This window comes from Methylobacterium oryzisoli (assembly GCF_046557895.1).
GTDB lineage: Bacteria > Pseudomonadota > Alphaproteobacteria > Rhizobiales > Beijerinckiaceae > Methylobacterium > Methylobacterium oryzisoli.
The window spans coordinates 195,143-210,577 of the sequence record NZ_JBKIBX010000008.1; the positions used below are offsets into that span (position 1 = coordinate 195,143).

A 15,435-nucleotide genomic window follows, 5' to 3' on the forward strand; every position below is an offset into this window, starting at 1 on the left:
CCTGACCGTCGTGCTTGTGTTGGGCCGGGGGCGGAGATTGTTGTTGGCATGGCCGCACCGCTGACAGTTGCGGCTGTCATCATCGGCCGCTCGCAGATCATCAGGCTGTAGCTTTCACCTCGGAGACTCATCCCTCAGCGAGCCAGCGAGGGTGAACTCAGATGAAAACCCAAGCACATCGATACAACAACGACAATTTGGAACGGCGGGGCGACGTCGTCCCGATTCGTCCGCCGATGGCGTTGAAGCCCGGCCCGCAAGGCATGTGCCGCCGTTGGCGGCGCCTTCTGTCATTTATCGGTCACAAAGCGAGCAGGTTGCTCAAGGTTGGCGATCGCCATGTATCTAGAAAGAACCGAGCTGGGGACCAAACGATGACTCATGGGGTGAGAGATCAAGATAATTATCGCTCAATGAGCGAGAATTGGTATCATTTTTTCCTCTAGTTTTTGAAGAATTTCATCTCTTGTGAGATGATGTACGAAATATACATGAAAATAGCGGATGATATTGGTGTAGATCTACATATTCACTCACCATTTATTCTGTAAGTAATGTACATATACTGTCTTTCATCTTTCATATTCGAAGTAACGGCTAAAATCGTATGATGTACATCAATATTCGTCGAGTGTGCTTCGTGTTTTTTCGACCGATGGGCAGTGATGAGTAACCTAACGAGGGTACTGCGATGATTGGAAATCAAATAGTATTCAATGACGGAAACATATACGAGAGCGCGATGGGAGCCTGGAGTCAACTCGTGGGACACCCGTTTCTCGAATGGCTCGATACGGCGCCAGGCGACAGATGGCTGGACGTTGGATGTGGCAGCGGGGCACTCACCGAATTGATAGCAGATCGCTGCGCACCGGCCGAGCTTCACGGCATTGATCCGTCAGAGGCTCAACTGTCCTTCGCCCGACAGAGAAAGAAGCTCCGGAACACAACGTTGAAGCTTGGCAGCGCGATGGACTTGCCTTTCGATGACGGTCGTTTCGACGCGGCCATCATGGCCCTTGTTCTCTTCTTCATACCCGACCCGATCAAGGGCGTCTCAGAAATGCGAAGGGTGACCCGAGCAGGAGGCCAAGTGGCGGCCTACGTTTGGGATTATGTTGGAGACGCAGCGCCCACGGCGCCGATCGAGGCCGCTCTGCGTGCTCAGGGCGTCGAGGTGGCCCGGCCTCCTCGGTACGACGTCTCCCATGTCGAGACCTTGAGGCAATTATGGAGCGATGCTGCTTTCGAGGATATCGAAGTGAAGAGCTTCCTGGTGCAGAGAATATTTTCCGATTTCGAGGATTATTGGCGCTCGACCACCAGCCTCACCAACATCGGCCCGGTTGTATCGACGATGCCGGCGGAGACGGTCGCCCGACTGAAGGAGCGCCTGCGGGCGCAGGCCCTGACGGATGCCACGGGTCGCGTGACCTTCGCAGCGCGCGCGAACGCCATCAAAGGGCGCGCACCGATACGCTGATGACAATCGGTTGAGCCTGCCCATGAGGGACGAAGCCGTTCTGCCTGAGCTTGGCTGACCCGGGCGCGCCGAGGACGACGGGGTTGGCCTCGCTGCCCGCCGTTCGACGGCGATCACGCCCTAGCCGCCACGGCACGCTCGCGCGGGTCCATCGACAAAAGTGAAGGCGACGATATCTCCCCTCACCCGTCAGCACCTCAGTCGCTGACCGGTCGCGACGCGATCGGGCGCGGCTCTGGCCCGACTTGGAGCGTACCGTGAACCTCTATTATTCCCCAGGCGCCTGCTCGATTGGCATCCACGTCCTCCTTGAGGAGATTGGAAAGCCTTACGAGCCACGTAAGGTCAGCTTGAAAGACGGCGAGCAATACAAGCCTGAGTTCCTGGCGATCAACCCCAAGGCCAAGGTTCCAACCCTTGTGAGGGACGACGGCACCGTTCTCACGGAGTTCCCCGCGATCGCCACATGGTTGGCCTTGACCAATCGCGAGAAGCAGCTTCTTCCGGACAGCCCGGAAGCGATAGCGCGCGTCTTGGAGGCATTGGACTACATCGTTGCAACGATTCACATGCAGGGCTTCTCCCGCATCTTCCGCCCCGGAAATTTTGCCCCGAACGAGGCCGATCACGAAGCGGTCAAGGCCAAAGGCCGTGAGATCTTCGAGAAGGGGCTCGGGGTGATGAACAAGGCGCTGGAGGGTCGAGACTACGTTGTAGACAGCTTCTCCATCGCGGACGTTGCTCTCTTCTACGTCGAGTTCTGGGGAGCAGAGCGCCTGAAGATGGCCCTCCCCGCGAACTGTGCCGCCCACTATGCGCGGATGAAGGCGCGTCCAGCGGTTCAGAAGGTGCTTCAAGCAGAGGGCTTCGGGACCTGACGCACCGCTTGTCACGGTCTTGAACGGGCTCGCCAGTAAACCTGCGCTCGGCCTATCGGCTCAGGCCGCCACTCCGGCCGCATGAGCTCGGAACGGCGGAGCGCAGGAGCGGAGATCTGGTGACGGGGAACCGTGAAGACGTCGTCAGTGGCCGCGTGCATCGCTTCATGACATCCGTTCCGCTCGACTGCCAGTCAACCGCATGATAAATTGAATACATGCAGTGTCTGACCTTTCGCATTCTGGCTGTCGCGTTGTTCGCGGGCATCATGGTCGTGGTCGACACCGCCCCCAGCGATGCCCGGCCGCAAAGAAGGCATGGATCGCGAGCCCGTCTGGACACCAACTCCGAACGCCTGATCGTCCCGCGTCCCCCGCCCGTCGATCAAGGTCCTGGCGGCGGCAATATCATCCGGTGGAACACGCCCAACGCTGACGGCAATCTCGGCGGTCCAAGCGCGGGCGGTGGCGGCGGCGGCGGAGGTGGTTGAGTCTACCGAGATCCTCGGCGTTCCGGTCCCATATGGCTGCCGCAAGCAAGCCCGGCGAGCTGAACGCCCGCCCGGTGGCTGCGGACCTCCGGTTGCGGATTCACGATGGGCCCGAACGGACATGGGCAGAAGCTTGCGAGCGGACGCTCCGGATTGAGGGAAGCCTCAGCCCAGCCTTCGGCTGATCATCTCGGCGATCAAGATCGTGGTGACGTTGGTCGGCGCTGAAACGATATCCGGCATGATCGAGGCGTCGACCACGTGCAGGTCTTGCACACCGCGAACCGCGCCATCCCCGTCGACTACGGCCCAGGGATCGTCGGGGCCGCCCATCGGGACGGAGGATGTCGGATGGGCGTACCCGTCCACCGTCGAGAGCACGGCGCGTCGCAGGGCCTCGTCGTCGTCCACATCGGGACCGGGCTGCATCTCCGCCGCGACCACGTCGCTGAAGGGGGCCGTCCTGCCGATGCGCCGTGACAGGCGCACGGCCTCCATCATGCGCCGCAGGTCGCTCGGATCCTCGAAGAAGTTGTAGCGGATGAGCGGCATGGCGCGGGGGTCGCGGCTCGCGAGCCCGACCGAGCCGACCGACTTCGGCAGCGTGACCGAGCAGGCCAGCACGATGGCACCCCCGGTCGGGCTCTGCGCCGGGTCGAAGATGTGCGTTCCCGAGATGTGGAGGTCCAGCTCGTCCCGGGCGGCCTCGCTCGACCGCGTCCAGATGATCGCGCCCGCGACCGGGGCCATCGCCTTGGCGTCCCGCTGCAGCGCGTAGACGTTGTAGAAGAAGGGATGCTCCTTGAGCCGCTCGCCGACCGGTGCGTCCTGGAGGACGGGAATGTCGAGGTCGCGCAGGTGCATCGCCGGCCCGATGCCCGACCGCATCAGGATCGCGGGGCTGCCGAACGCTCCGGCGGAGAGGATCACCTGCCCGGCCTCGACCGTCCCGCCGCCCGTGAGCCTCACGCCCCGTGCGCGTCGGCCATCGAACAGCACGGCGTCGACATCGGCGCCGCCGACCACCGTGAGATTCGGCCGACGACGAACCTCCTCGGTCAGGTAGGCGATGCCCGTGTTGATGCGGCGGCCGTCGACCACGTTCAGCGGATAGGGCGAGACCCCATCCTGCTCCGCCCCGTTGAAGTCCGCGATGCGGGACAGGCCGACGGCTTCCGAGGCCAGCACGAAGGCGCGCATGGAGGGGGTGATCTCCTCCATCGTGCGCTGGCGGATCGGGAAGGGGCCGGACCGCCCGCGCCACGCCTCGTCGCCGGTCGGGGTGTTCTCCAGCGCCTTGAAGACCGGAAAGACGTCGTCCCACGACCACCCGTCGAGGCCGCGCGCCGTCCAGCGGGCGAAGTCTGAGGCGCGCGCCCGCATGGCGACCGCCGCGTTCACGCCCGAACTGCCGCCGAGCACCTTCCCGCGGATCGCCCGCACGTCGTGGCCGAGACCGAGGCGGTCCTGGGTGTGATAGCCCCAATCGTGCGCCGGATCGCCTCCGACCCGGTTCGCATCGGCGATGACGTCCGGATAAGCCGCGGGGGCATAGGCCGGACCGGCTTCAAGAAGCAGGACCGTCCGGTTCGGATTCTCGCTCAGGCGGCGCGCGAGCACGGCGCCCGCGGAGCCTCCGCCGGCGATGACGACGTCGAACCTCTTCTCGGTGATGGCGGCGTGGGCCGGCATGGGAGACCTCTCCTCGGTCGGAGCTGCGGTGATCAGGATGCGAAGGCGTGGCGCAGGAAGGCGGCGGCCCGGTCGAGCGCCCGGCGGCTGCTGTCGAGGTGGGCCACGTCGAGCTGGAAGACGTGATGCAGGCCTTCCCAGACCTCCAGCCGCACCGGCACGCCGGCCTCGGCTGCCCGGGCGGCGTAGCGCGTCGCGTCGTCGAGGAGGCGCTCGTCGGTGCCGACCTGGATCAGGAGCGGGGGCAATCCGCGCAGGTCGCTGAGGAGCGGCGAGGCCAGCGGGTCGCGGGCATCGCGTGCGCCGACATACTGGCGGGCGCAATCCTGCAGGTACTCGCGTCCGATCAACGGATCCTGCACCGCCGGGTCGCGCATGGACGGCCCGGACAGCGTCAGGTCGGTCCAGGGCGAGAAGACGACCCCGGCCACCGGCGCAGGACCCTCGTCGCGCCGGGCCAAGCGCGCGAGCGTGACGAGCGTCAGCCCGCCCCCGGCGGAATCCCCGACGACGGCGATGCGGTCGAAGCCTTGTCCGACCAGCCAATCCCAGGCGGCGAGCGCCGCGTTCGGGGCGGCGGGCAGCGTCGCCTCCGGCGCCAGCGGGTAGTCGATGGCGAGCGCGGCGAGGCCGGCACGGCTCACGAGCTGGCTGACGAACCCGCGATAGGCCGCGGCCGTGCCTTGCACGTAGCCGCCGCCGTGCAGGAAGAGGATGGCCCGATCCGTCTCGGCGTTGTCCGGGCGCACCCACCAGCCGCGGCAGCCATCGTGGTCCACGGCGTCGACCGTCACGCCCTCCGCGAGGGGGCTCCCGGCCACGAAGGCGTCGTAGATGGCCCGGGGCTGCCCCGTCGCCTCGCCCCAGAAGCGTGCGAAGCGCTCCCGGAGCGCGGTCTCGCGCTGCCGTTCAGCTGAGCTGAGCGGAACGGTGACGGTTTCGCGCGTTGCATGCGGATCAAGGATGTCTTCGCTCATCAGAGGTCTCCCGTCGCGCGATCCAGGCGCGGGCGGGCATGGCTCCGCCGTTCGGGCGAAGCCCGGCGCCGCGCGTCTCTCGCATGTCGGATGGTGGGATCTCAGGCCGGGACGCGGCCGAACTCGCCTCGGGTGTAGCCGGCGAGCGTGCGCTCGACGTCCGCCGCCGTGGACATCACCAGCGGGCCGCGCTTGACGAAGGGCTCGCGGATCGGTCTCGCGGCCATCAGCACGAAATGCGAGTGTTCGGCGGCTTCGAGCACGAGGTCGGTGCCCGGAGCGCAGCCGATCGCCAGCGCGGTCCCTTCCGGCAGAATGCGCTCGTCGTCGCCCCACCGGACCGACGGCCGGCCCGACACGGCGTAGATCCAGGCCTGGCGCCCCTCGGGCAGAGCGTGGACGAAGAGGCCGCCCGGCTCCAGGAAGCCGTCCAGCAGGGTCATCTCCTCCGGCGTGCCGCCGACGCCGTCGATGCCGCCGCTCCGCCCCAGGACGACGCGGACACGATGGCCGCGGCCCTTGAGGACCGGCACATCGGCCGCGCGAACGTGCAGCGCGCGCGCCGGCTCGGCTTTCAGGCGAGCGGGAAGGTTGACGAAGATCTGCAGGGCGTGGACCCGAGCGCCGGTCGCCGGCCGCTCCTCGTGAGCGGCGCCCGATGCCGCCGCGAGCCAGTAGAGGTCCCCGGGCTTGAGAGCGACGTCGCGGCCCAGCGTATCCCGGTTCAGGAAGTCGCCGGTCGAGTCCTCGAACAGGGCGGTCACGGCCGAGATGCCGGCGTGAAGGTGAGGCTCGAAGGTCGGACCCGTCATCACGAAGTGGTCGACCATCAGGAGCGGGTCCATGCACCCGTCGAAGTCCTCCTCGGAAAAATGCTTCGCGGTAAAATCGGATCCGATACGGTGCGGCTCTCCGGCAGAGATCTTGCTGCGTCTCGGATGAACTGTGTTTTGCAGCAGCGCATCGTTGAGGGTGGGCATATCCGGCCTCGTCGTTGTCACGAGCCGATGTAGCGGTGCCGCTGGAGTGTCGGGAAGCCGGACACTTCGGAACCGAGCGTCCAGCCTGATGGACGATCGGCGTCGCTGCGAGAGCCCGGACGGTCTACAGCAGCACGGCTTTCGGGAATTCCGCCGCGAGGTGGTCGAGGAAGGCGCGAACGGACGGCAGAAGGCCCTGCCGGTAGGGAATGAGCGCCGTCAGGGTCGAGTCGCCCGCGACCCAATCCGGCAGAACACGCCGCAGGGCACCCGATCGCACGGCCTGACGGCAGATGTAGCTCGGCAGGGCCACCACCCCGATCCCGCGGATGGCGGCCTGCTGCAGGCCGACCATGTCGTCGCCCATCAGTCTCGGGGTCAGCGGCAGCACAACCTCGTCCTGCGCCCGACTGGCGTGCCGCAATCGCCAGACCGGCGCGACGCCGGTCCGCATCATGAACAGGGATGGATGGTTCTGAAGGTCGTCGGGCGTCTCCGGCGCGCCGGTCGCATCGAGGTAGTCCGATCCCGCGAACAGGAACCAGGGCGCAGGGGCCAGCGTGCGCTGGACGAGGTTCGAATCGGGCAGCGGATCGGTGTGGGCGCGGACGGCGATGTCGAAGTTCTCGCCGACGATGTCGACGGTGCGATCCGCGCCGTGAGCCACGACGTTCACCTTCGGGTATCGCACGAGGAAGTCCGCGATGATCTCCGCCAGGGCGAACTGCATGGTCGCGACGCCGGCCGTGCACCGCACGGTCCCGGTCGGCTCCGTCAGCCGCTGCCGGATCGTCGTCTCCGCCAACTCGGCTTCCCGGAGCATCGCGACCGCGTGGCGGTAAAAATCCTCCCCGGCATCCGTCATCCCGAACCGGCGCGAGGTGCGATTGAGCAGCCGGACACCGAGGGCGTTCTCCAGCTGCTGGATGCGATGGCTCAGGGTGGATTTGGGAACGCGCAGCGTCCGGCCCGCGGCCGTGAACCCGCCTCGGTCGACCACCTGCACGAAGTAGAAGAAGTCGTTCAGATCGAGCACGCGCCACCCATCGTCCGGCCAGCTGGACGCTGAGTTCGAATTGTCGCGTCTTCTGGTCCGCCGGTCCAGCCGGTAGCTCTTGCCCGTCGCCGCCCCCCGAGGGGCCTTGTGCAGGAGGATCCGATGATCACTGGCGCCTACGAACCACTCACCGTCGACAACGCCGCCCTCGTCCTCGTCGACCATCAGGTCGGCCTGATGACCGGCGTGCGGGACATCTCGACCGGCGAGCTCAAGCACAACGTCGTCGCCCTGGCGAAGGCTGCCAAGGCCCTTGGCCTTCCCATCGTCGTCACGACCACGGCGCGTGACAGCCTGTGGGGACCGACGTTTCCCGAACTGGTCGAGGCGCTGCCCGGCATCGAGATCATCGACCGCTCCTCGGTGAATGCCTACGACGACGAGCGCGTCGCCCGGGCGATCGAGGCCACAGGGCGCAAGAAGCTGATCTTCGCCGGGATCTCGCTGGAGGTCTGCGCCGCCTTCCCGGCGATGACGGCGGTCGCGCGCGGGCTCGACGCCTACGTCGCGGTCGATGCCTCGGGGACCTTCAGCGAGACCAAGCGCCAGGCCGGCCTGTTGCGCATGGTCCAGGCCGGGGTCGTCCTGTCCGACTACGCCACCCTGATGGTCGAGATCCTCAAGGACAACGGCCGTCCCGAGGCGGGTGCGGTCTACGGCGCGCTCGACATGCCGTGGGCGACGCTCGTCGGCCAGATCGCCAGTGCCTATCGGGGAGAGTGACCCTCCCTTCGGCTCGGCCGCGTGCCGCCCGCGCGAGCCGAGCCGACGCGTCACTCGCACGCAAACGCCTATCGACGGATGCCGCGCGTGACCCAGTACTCACGCGGCACACAGATCCCGAGCGGGGTCGGGAATTGCTCGTGGAAGGCGATGAAGTCGCGGCGCAACTCGGCGCGGCGATGCTCGTCCAGGCTGGTCGCCAGGGCCTTGGTCGGACCGTAGCCGTTGGAGAACGTCTCCCATGCCGCCTCGGCGCTCGGTTCGCGGTAGAACGAGACCCCCTTCTCGAAGGCCAGCTCGAAATCCGCGCCCAGCAACTCCTCGATCCGCTCCGTACGGCCCCACGCGAACGGCGAGGGCGGCGCCGCGGGCGGCGGTGGCGGCATGTAGGGCTTCATCACCATGAACATCTTGAACACGTTGCCGTCCGACAGCCAGGTGGTCAGCGCGATGCGCCCGCCCTTGCGGCAGACCCGACCCAACTCCGCCGCCGCGGCCTCCGGACGGCTGGCGAACATCACGCCGCAGGTCGACACCACGGCATCGAACGCGCCGTCAGCGAACGGCAGCTTCTCGGCGTCGCCCACTTGGTAGGTGATGGTCAGACCCTCGGCCTTGGCCTGCTCGGCCGCGAACGCGAGCAGATCGCTGCTGATGTCGGCCCCGGTCACCTGTGCGCCGCGCTTGGCGATCAGGCGCGAGGTCCAGCCCGTCCCGGTCGCCAGATCGAGGATCGTCTCGCCCGGCTGCGGGTCGAGGCGCAGCACGCAATGCTCGATGCTGTCGGCGATGCCCCGGCTGATCTCGTTGTAGCGGGCGCCGCCGGAGTTCCAGACGCTGGCCGGCTTCTCGTTGTGAGGCTGGATACCGCTCATGATCGTCTCCTGGTGAGGATGACCTCCGCGTGAGAGCGTCTGACGCTACACGACTGTGATTGCAGCCATGTTTCAGCAACGGTGTGAACCAGGAAACGGGAGGCAGCGGCTCTACACTGGCGTGACCACGATCGTGATCGCGGAGGCGATCAGCCGACGGTTGCGCGCAGGGTCTTGTCGCGGCCCGTCTTTCAACTGTGCTCGTCATCGCGCGACCTTGTGAGCTGCGCGCCGTCTGGTTCGTCCTCTTCGCCGTGGGGCGAGGCTCCGACCCGCACAGGCGGTCTCAAGCTCGGAACATCGGGACCATGCGCTTGACGTGTGCCGAACCCCCTACCCTGCTCGTCCGGCTCACGGCCCGTGGCGCGGATCCGAAGTATCGCCGAGAAGGCGCCTGGCGGAGGAGATCACCTGCAAGGTCTGGGAGCTGAGCTTCTCCGTACGGGCCAGATGCTCGTACCGCCTCAGACGTGCGATCAACAGGTCGTCGATCGTGATTTCGCGGTCGATCCGGCCGATCACGGTCTGGGTGATCCGCTGCCTCAGCAGATGTTCGAACTGTTCATGAGCGTCATGCTGGCTCACGGTCATGAGGATGTCTCCTTGTGCGAAGCGTGGCTCTTGTGGGCACTCCGGGTTACAGGATGATTTCAGGCTGGTTGACGATGGACATCATGGATGTGGCTGGTGCTGCCGGGCGGCGGAGCGCGTCCGCTGCATCGGTGCGGCAGGCCCGTGCCGGATCGCCACGGCGCCGAATGTTATGATCGTCATCGTTGGACGCATGTCGGACATGATCGGGTAGTCGCAGCCTCGGAGGCTTCTCGCGCAACATCGCAGCGAGGATGACCATTCATGGAAGCGCGTGCACGTCGGTCCGAGAACGAGGCCGTGCGGGATGACGATTCGATCCCGACCCTGTCGGTGGCGGAGCTGGAGGCCGACCCTCACGGCCTGTTCCGCGCTTGGCGGCCCCGCCTGCCCTTCGTCGCGCACGAGACAGGCAGCGTCCTCGTGCTGCGTGCCGAGGATGTCGAGCGATTGGGGCGCGACCCACGCCTCAAGGCGACGGAGACGGCCTATCCGGTGATGCGCGGCATCCCGGAAGGCCCGCTCTTCGACATCTTCGCGCACGGCATGTTCACCGCCAACGGCACGGTCCATCGGCGGCGGCGTTCGCCGTTCACCCGCACCTTCGCCACCCGGCTGATCGCGGCCCTCCGGCCGCATATTCGTGGGACGGCTGAAGCGCTCGCTCGGGAATGTCTGATGGAGGGCGAGGTCGACCTCGTGGCGCGTTACACCTCCCTGATTCCCGCTCGGACGATCGCCGACCTGCTCGGGCTGCCGCCAGCGGACATTCCCCGCTTCACGCGTCTGGCCTACGAGGTCTCGCGCGTGCTGAGCTACACCTTCGGGCCGCACGACATCCCGGATTTGGTCAAGGCCGCAGGTGAACTGCAGGATTACGTCGCGGCGATCCTCGATGCGCGGCGGCAGGCGCCGCGGGACGACTTCCTGTCCCATTATCTCGCGGAGACGGAGGCGGCGGGCGAACTCACGCCGCTGGAGGTGGTGATCCAACTCGTCCTGATGATCATCGGGGGCACCGACACGACGCGCGTGGCCGGCGCGATGCAGGTGGCTCTTCTGCTGCAACACCCGGAGCAGTGGGAGACGGTGTGCCGCGATCCTGGTCTGATCCCGGGCGCCGTGACGGAGGCCCTGCGCTACGAGCCGAGCGTGGCCTCGACCGCGCGTGTCACGCTGGAGGAGGTCGCCATCGGCGAGACCGTCCTGCCGCCGGGTGTCATGGTCATGCTGTCGCTCATGTCGGCGCTGCGGGATGAGGCGGTCTACGTCGAGCCCGACCGGTTCGACATCCGTCGCGTGGACCATCCCCGCCTGCATCCCATCTTTGGCGGCGGAGTGCACCGCTGCATCGGAGAGGCGCTGGCGCGGGTGGAACTGGAGGAAGGGCTCGCCGTGCTGACGCACCTCATCCCGAGGCTGCGCCTCGCAGGCGCGATGCCGAGAGTACAGGGCCACAGCGGCATTCGGCGGATCGATGCGTTGCGCGTGGCCTGCTAGCGCGGCGCGCCACCACGTCCCTCATTCTTGGATCGACGATCGATCCGAGAGCCATAGGCAACATCCGCGTGCTCCGGGAGCGCGCCGGCGTCTCATCGTCACCGGCTGGCGAGCCGGTAAGCGATCTGGCGCGCATGAGGTCGATGTGCTCGTCAGCGGCGCCTCGGCCGGCTGCGTCCTCGCCGATCACCTCGTCGCGCGTCTGGGAACTGGGGCCTGAGACCGCCGGTGCGCGCTTCCTCCGTTGCAGAACAACAAGCTGTCTGGTGAGGCAATCCTTGAGCCGGTGGGCGCGGCCGGTCAGGGCCAGTTCGAGGAGGCGCAACGTCCTGCCCGTGGTCGTAACGTCATCGGGACGGCCTGCACGACGATGGACGCAACGAGTTGCAACATGGGCCAGCCATCGTCCGAGCATGTGGACGGTGTGTTCCGATTCTCGCCGCTTCCCCGCAGAGATCCGGTCACTAGTTTACAGCTGTCGCGACGGTCCCGTGCGATCCGGGCGCTCCCCCGACGAGATGCGAACCCTTCGCAGAAGCGAGCGAGCGGGCAAGCACGATTCAGGCGCAGCGCAGCTCGTGATTCACGTCGTCTGAAACAGCCGTGCCGAGTGCCTGCACGGATTGACTCACAGGAGGGAGCGCCATGGCATCATACTACTTCACAATATCGAGTCTCATAGCATGCCCCCTGGCCGCGGGCTCGCTGATGCTGATAGGTATCTGGAATGCAAATGAGAACAGCATGGCCGGCGGAATTTCTACCTTAGCTGCTTCCTTCGTTTTGATCGCACTCTGCGCTCGCTTGGTCCACATCGTTTAGTGCGAGGCCGAGCTGTAGCGGGTACGCTGTCATTGAATTGAAGACGCTCGCGCGGCGGGCCCGCCTTCGGCGACTGGTGATCCGCCGCGCGCTCATCTACCGGGCTTAGACAAACCAAGTCTGCTTACTCGCCCAGAACGCGAATGCCGTACTTCTCGGAGACGCGCGCGATCTTGCTCGCCAAATCTTGCGTGTATTCCACCGGGCTCGCACTCGTTGCGGATTGTGGCAGACGTTCCCCAAGTTCGCGAAGGAAATTCGCGTGCCGCTGGCCGGGAAATGAGGTGCTGATTATCCGAGCAGGCGTTGCCGTTTCATTGCGAAATGCGTGCGGGACGCCTGGCGGACCCTGCACCAGCGTTCCCGCATGGGCGTGAACCACCTTGCCTCCGACATCGAAAGTCAAAGTGCCTTCGATGACATAGAAGCACTCGGACTCGAGGGAATGAACATGACGTGGCGTTCCTCCTCCCGGAGGCACGATGGCGTCGAGGAGATCGCCGCCGCCACAAGAGGTGCCGTCGCTCACGATGCGCACGAATGTGCCCAGAATGTTCCAGTTCTCGATGTCGCTCATCAATCAATTCCCTATACGTGGCATGATGCGATCCTGCCCGTGCCGCGTTACCGATCGATGTCTCGGTTCTTGACTGTTGTGTCAGGTGTAGCGGCGCGGAACATCATTCGAGAAGCCAGTCATGCTGCGAGCCGGTCGCCTCGGAGGAGACATCGCGGTCAGGATCGCTCATTCCGCCGACGTGTTTCGACCAGCGAGCATGGTGCTTGCCCATCAATCCGGTCGTTTCTCTCCGCTCAGAGCAGTAATCACTATTGCTCCAAAGTCATGTCATTTGTGAAATGTGCTCTGTACCGATATTTACAAATCACGTTAAATTCATCTGCCTTTCAATGCGGGGGAGATAAAACTCATCAGCGGGACGCACACTAAGCACAGTAACCCGAGTGCGCATAGTTCGATCATGGTGGTGGCTTCCATTGACTGAAGATAGAGGATCATCAGCCCGCTGAATACGCCGCCGAGCTGGCCAATCGTATTGATGACGGCGACGCCCGTCGCCAACGCAGCTCCTGCTAAAATCTTCGGAGGTAGGGCCCAGAACACCGGCAACACGGACAGCAGAGCACTTTCTGTCAAAAGCAACAAAATCGACGTGAGATGGTTATGGAAAGCGGCTGCCGCAAAATAACCAGCTGCGGCCAAACAGATTATCACACTGATAATCCTCACACTTCCGACGCGTCGATCTGACAGCCAGCCGGTGAGCAGCATCGAGGCCGACCCGATCAAGCCCAACGTCACCTCAAGGAGCGTGCTGGTGCCGTTTCCGAATCCATTGACCGGCGTGGATAAATCTTGTCGCCAATATTTCAAGCTATACAATGACGCCTGAATGATGAAGTAGACAAAGCCAAATGTGAATACATATGCAGTTTGGGAGCCAAAGGGTGAATCTTCAAGTGGCCATGGTTCGGTCCTGCGAGCGAATGGTCGGCCGGAATCAACGCCTTCGACGTTGATTGCCGGATGTGGCTCGTCGATTTCGGGCTTCAATACTATCATCATCAGGAAGCCGATCAGAAAGCAGGGGGCGCTGTTGATAATGAACAGCCATTGCCAGCCCGTGTATCCGAGCACACTGTGCAACTTGAGAATGATATTCTCGGAGATCGCGCCTCCCGACATCACGGCGAGCATAGGTGCAATGAACAGAACAGCGTATATGCGTCCTATACAGTGTCGCGGGAAGCACAGCGCAAGGTAGTAGATGATGCCCGGAGCAAAACCAGCTTGAAGCGCACCACTCAGAGCGCAAATCTCGTAGAATTGCCATTTGCTGGTGCAAAACGTCGTCGCCATGTTCGCAAGTCCGAGGGCTAGCACGCTGCCCGACCATCGCCGGACCCCGACCTTGTACAGCAACAGATTGCTCGGTACTTCGAATGACGCGTATGCCAGAATATAAATTATCACTGCGATGCTATAATCGAAATCCGAAAATCCCAAATGCGACTGCACGGAGGGTCTAGCGAAAATCAGACTGACGCGATTGACATACATGCAGTAATAGCAGCTGAGCACTAAAGGCATTATTCGCCAGAACGTCTTGCAGAAGCAGCCCGATAAATCCCCGGATCTTATTCGGTGAAAGATCATGGCAAAGTAGTTCTAAATGCTCAATGTCTGTGCGTTTGTAGCTATCGAGTCAAGATCAGACCCGGTGTCGTGAAATATGCGTGAACGGCCGTCATTTTCTCCTTCAAAGACCCGACGCGCGAGCTGGCAAAAGTCTGAGCGCGACATCCCCGACCTCTCCATTCATCATTGCGAGTGGTGTGACGAGGCGACGTTCCAAACCTGTTGCAATGTTCGGACGCACGGATTCAGCTGTAATCGGGGGAACGTCATGCTGGATGATTGTCATCCCCCTGGCCGCCGGCGAGCTAGGTTGATCGTCAGAGTCGGCCAGGACCCAAGACTTCCAGGACTCAGGACGTGAAGCATGCGGTGGGAACAGATCTTACGATCGGAGCAGGTGCTGCAGGTCCGGCGCCCGGACGAGGTAGTGATGGCTCAGGATGGCTTGACGCTGATGCGCGGATGCCCGTAGTTGGTTCGGCATGTCGCTGACATTATTGCCGTTTTGAGATCGTTGACCTGTTCACTCCCTCATTCATTGTTTATTGTGCAGTGATGTTATGGATAAACTGAGATCGAATTGCAAATATATATTTGCCAATTGGTCATTGTTGTTCAATTGTCAGATCTCAAACACCCAGTCGGCGATCTGGTATCTCCCAGTCGCCCCAATCGAGCATCACAATATCGCGACCAAGCGAGACGATCTATTATGTTACAACTGTAATATTTGCTCGGGCCTGTCGACCTATGCGGTATGACAATGTGTGCGCGAACGCACATGTCTGGTACGTCCGCACTATAAATGATGACGCAGGCGAATTATGTCTCGTGCCGCCGAACTCTGCCACGCGCTGCAAACACGGTCGATGTCGGAGAATGACCGGCCGCGACGATCGAGCCCGTACGATGTGGCCTGCGGTGGGCCGCACGGTGACGACGGTGCCTCACGGCCGCTTGGCCACATTCGAAACGACGTAAGGCCCGCGCATGAATGAACCGCCCCTCGTCCAGGAGCATTGCCCGCACGTCGCGCCACTTCCGATCCGGGTGTTGGTCGTGGACGACGACCCGGGGATGCGCCAGCTGCTGGCCACCTACCTGGGCGAGCACGATGTCCTGGTCGCCACCGCCGCAGGCCGCCAGGAGATGGCCGCCCAGCTGCGCGTCGGCGAGCCCCACCTCGTCATCCTCGACCTGAGGCTCGG

At 63.9% G+C, this 15,435-nt stretch carries 14 protein-coding genes; 6 read left to right on the plus strand and 8 right to left on the minus strand.

All coding sequences use genetic code 11. From position 1 onward, the window contains the following. The first annotated feature begins 742 nt into the window (after positions 1–742). The 3 genes from ACKUB9_RS10705 to ACKUB9_RS10715 all read left to right on the plus strand — a co-directional run bounded on the left by ACKUB9_RS10705 (position 743) and on the right by ACKUB9_RS10715 (position 2,852). Complete coding sequence (locus tag ACKUB9_RS10705; protein ID WP_407521273.1) at positions 743–1,483, plus strand: class I SAM-dependent methyltransferase; 741 nt, start codon at positions 743–745, stop codon at positions 1,481–1,483. 257 nt (positions 1,484–1,740) lie between these two features. Further along, a complete protein-coding gene (locus ACKUB9_RS10710) occupies positions 1,741–2,361 on the plus strand; it encodes a glutathione S-transferase family protein (protein ID WP_407521271.1) in 621 nt (206 codons plus the stop codon). A 218-nt stretch (positions 2,362–2,579) separates the two neighbouring features. After that, positions 2,580–2,852 carry a hypothetical protein gene (locus ACKUB9_RS10715; protein WP_407521269.1) on the plus strand — a complete coding sequence of 91 codons (273 nt, stop codon included), beginning with the start codon at positions 2,580–2,582 and terminating at the stop codon, positions 2,850–2,852. A gap of 165 nt (positions 2,853–3,017) precedes the next feature. On the opposite strand, the gene ACKUB9_RS10720 is transcribed toward ACKUB9_RS10715, so the two are convergent. The 4 genes from ACKUB9_RS10720 to ACKUB9_RS10735 all read right to left on the minus strand — a co-directional run bounded on the left by ACKUB9_RS10720 (position 3,018) and on the right by ACKUB9_RS10735 (position 7,537). Further along, on the minus strand, positions 3,018–4,544 hold the full coding sequence (locus ACKUB9_RS10720) for a GMC family oxidoreductase (protein ID WP_407521267.1): 1,527 nt from the start codon (positions 4,542–4,544) through the stop codon (positions 3,018–3,020). 32 nt (positions 4,545–4,576) lie between these two features. Next, the gene (locus ACKUB9_RS10725) at positions 4,577–5,521 is read right to left on the minus strand and encodes an alpha/beta hydrolase (RefSeq protein WP_407521265.1); all 945 of its coding nucleotides are present in this window, start codon (positions 5,519–5,521) and stop codon (positions 4,577–4,579) included. Positions 5,522–5,622: 101 nt separating this feature from the next. Then, positions 5,623–6,366, minus strand: a complete 744-nt coding sequence (locus tag ACKUB9_RS10730; protein ID WP_407521263.1) for a pirin family protein — start codon at positions 6,364–6,366, stop codon at positions 5,623–5,625. A gap of 259 nt (positions 6,367–6,625) precedes the next feature. Beyond that, entirely contained in the window at positions 6,626–7,537 is a 912-nt protein-coding gene (locus ACKUB9_RS10735) for a LysR substrate-binding domain-containing protein (RefSeq protein ID WP_407521261.1), read from the minus strand. 123 nt (positions 7,538–7,660) lie between these two features. On the opposite strand from ACKUB9_RS10735, the gene ACKUB9_RS10740 reads away from it, so the two are divergent. Beyond that, positions 7,661–8,281: an isochorismatase family protein gene (locus ACKUB9_RS10740; protein ID WP_407521259.1), complete on the plus strand. Its 621-nt coding sequence runs from the start codon at positions 7,661–7,663 to the stop codon at positions 8,279–8,281. A 68-nt stretch (positions 8,282–8,349) separates the two neighbouring features. Here the strand turns inward: ACKUB9_RS10740 and ACKUB9_RS10745 are convergent, their stop codons facing one another. Both ACKUB9_RS10745 and ACKUB9_RS10750 read right to left on the minus strand, forming a co-directional pair. Next, positions 8,350–9,156, minus strand: coding sequence for a class I SAM-dependent methyltransferase (locus ACKUB9_RS10745; RefSeq protein WP_407521257.1), 807 nt, complete (start codon positions 9,154–9,156; stop codon positions 8,350–8,352). Between the two features lie 351 nt (positions 9,157–9,507). Beyond that, positions 9,508–9,747: a hypothetical protein gene (locus tag ACKUB9_RS10750; RefSeq protein ID WP_407521255.1), complete on the minus strand. Its 240-nt coding sequence runs from the start codon at positions 9,745–9,747 to the stop codon at positions 9,508–9,510. A 333-nt stretch (positions 9,748–10,080) separates the two neighbouring features. Here ACKUB9_RS10750 and ACKUB9_RS10755 point away from each other — a divergent pair, with 333 nt between their 5' ends. After that, entirely contained in the window at positions 10,081–11,247 is a 1,167-nt protein-coding gene (locus ACKUB9_RS10755) for a cytochrome P450 (RefSeq protein WP_407521253.1), read from the plus strand. Between the two features lie 946 nt (positions 11,248–12,193). Here the strand turns inward: ACKUB9_RS10755 and ACKUB9_RS10760 are convergent. Together ACKUB9_RS10760 and ACKUB9_RS10765 are read right to left on the minus strand one after the other, a co-directional pair. Further along, complete coding sequence (locus ACKUB9_RS10760) at positions 12,194–12,646, minus strand: cupin domain-containing protein (protein WP_407521251.1); 453 nt, start codon at positions 12,644–12,646, stop codon at positions 12,194–12,196. 318 nt (positions 12,647–12,964) lie between these two features. After that, positions 12,965–14,245, minus strand: a complete 1,281-nt coding sequence (locus tag ACKUB9_RS10765; protein ID WP_410823302.1) for an MFS transporter — start codon at positions 14,243–14,245, stop codon at positions 12,965–12,967. 972 nt (positions 14,246–15,217) lie between these two features. On the opposite strand from ACKUB9_RS10765, the gene ACKUB9_RS10770 reads away from it, so the two are divergent. Beyond that, positions 15,218–15,435: response regulator (locus ACKUB9_RS10770; protein ID WP_407521249.1), on the plus strand; the 218-nt coding region annotated here is incomplete at its 3' end.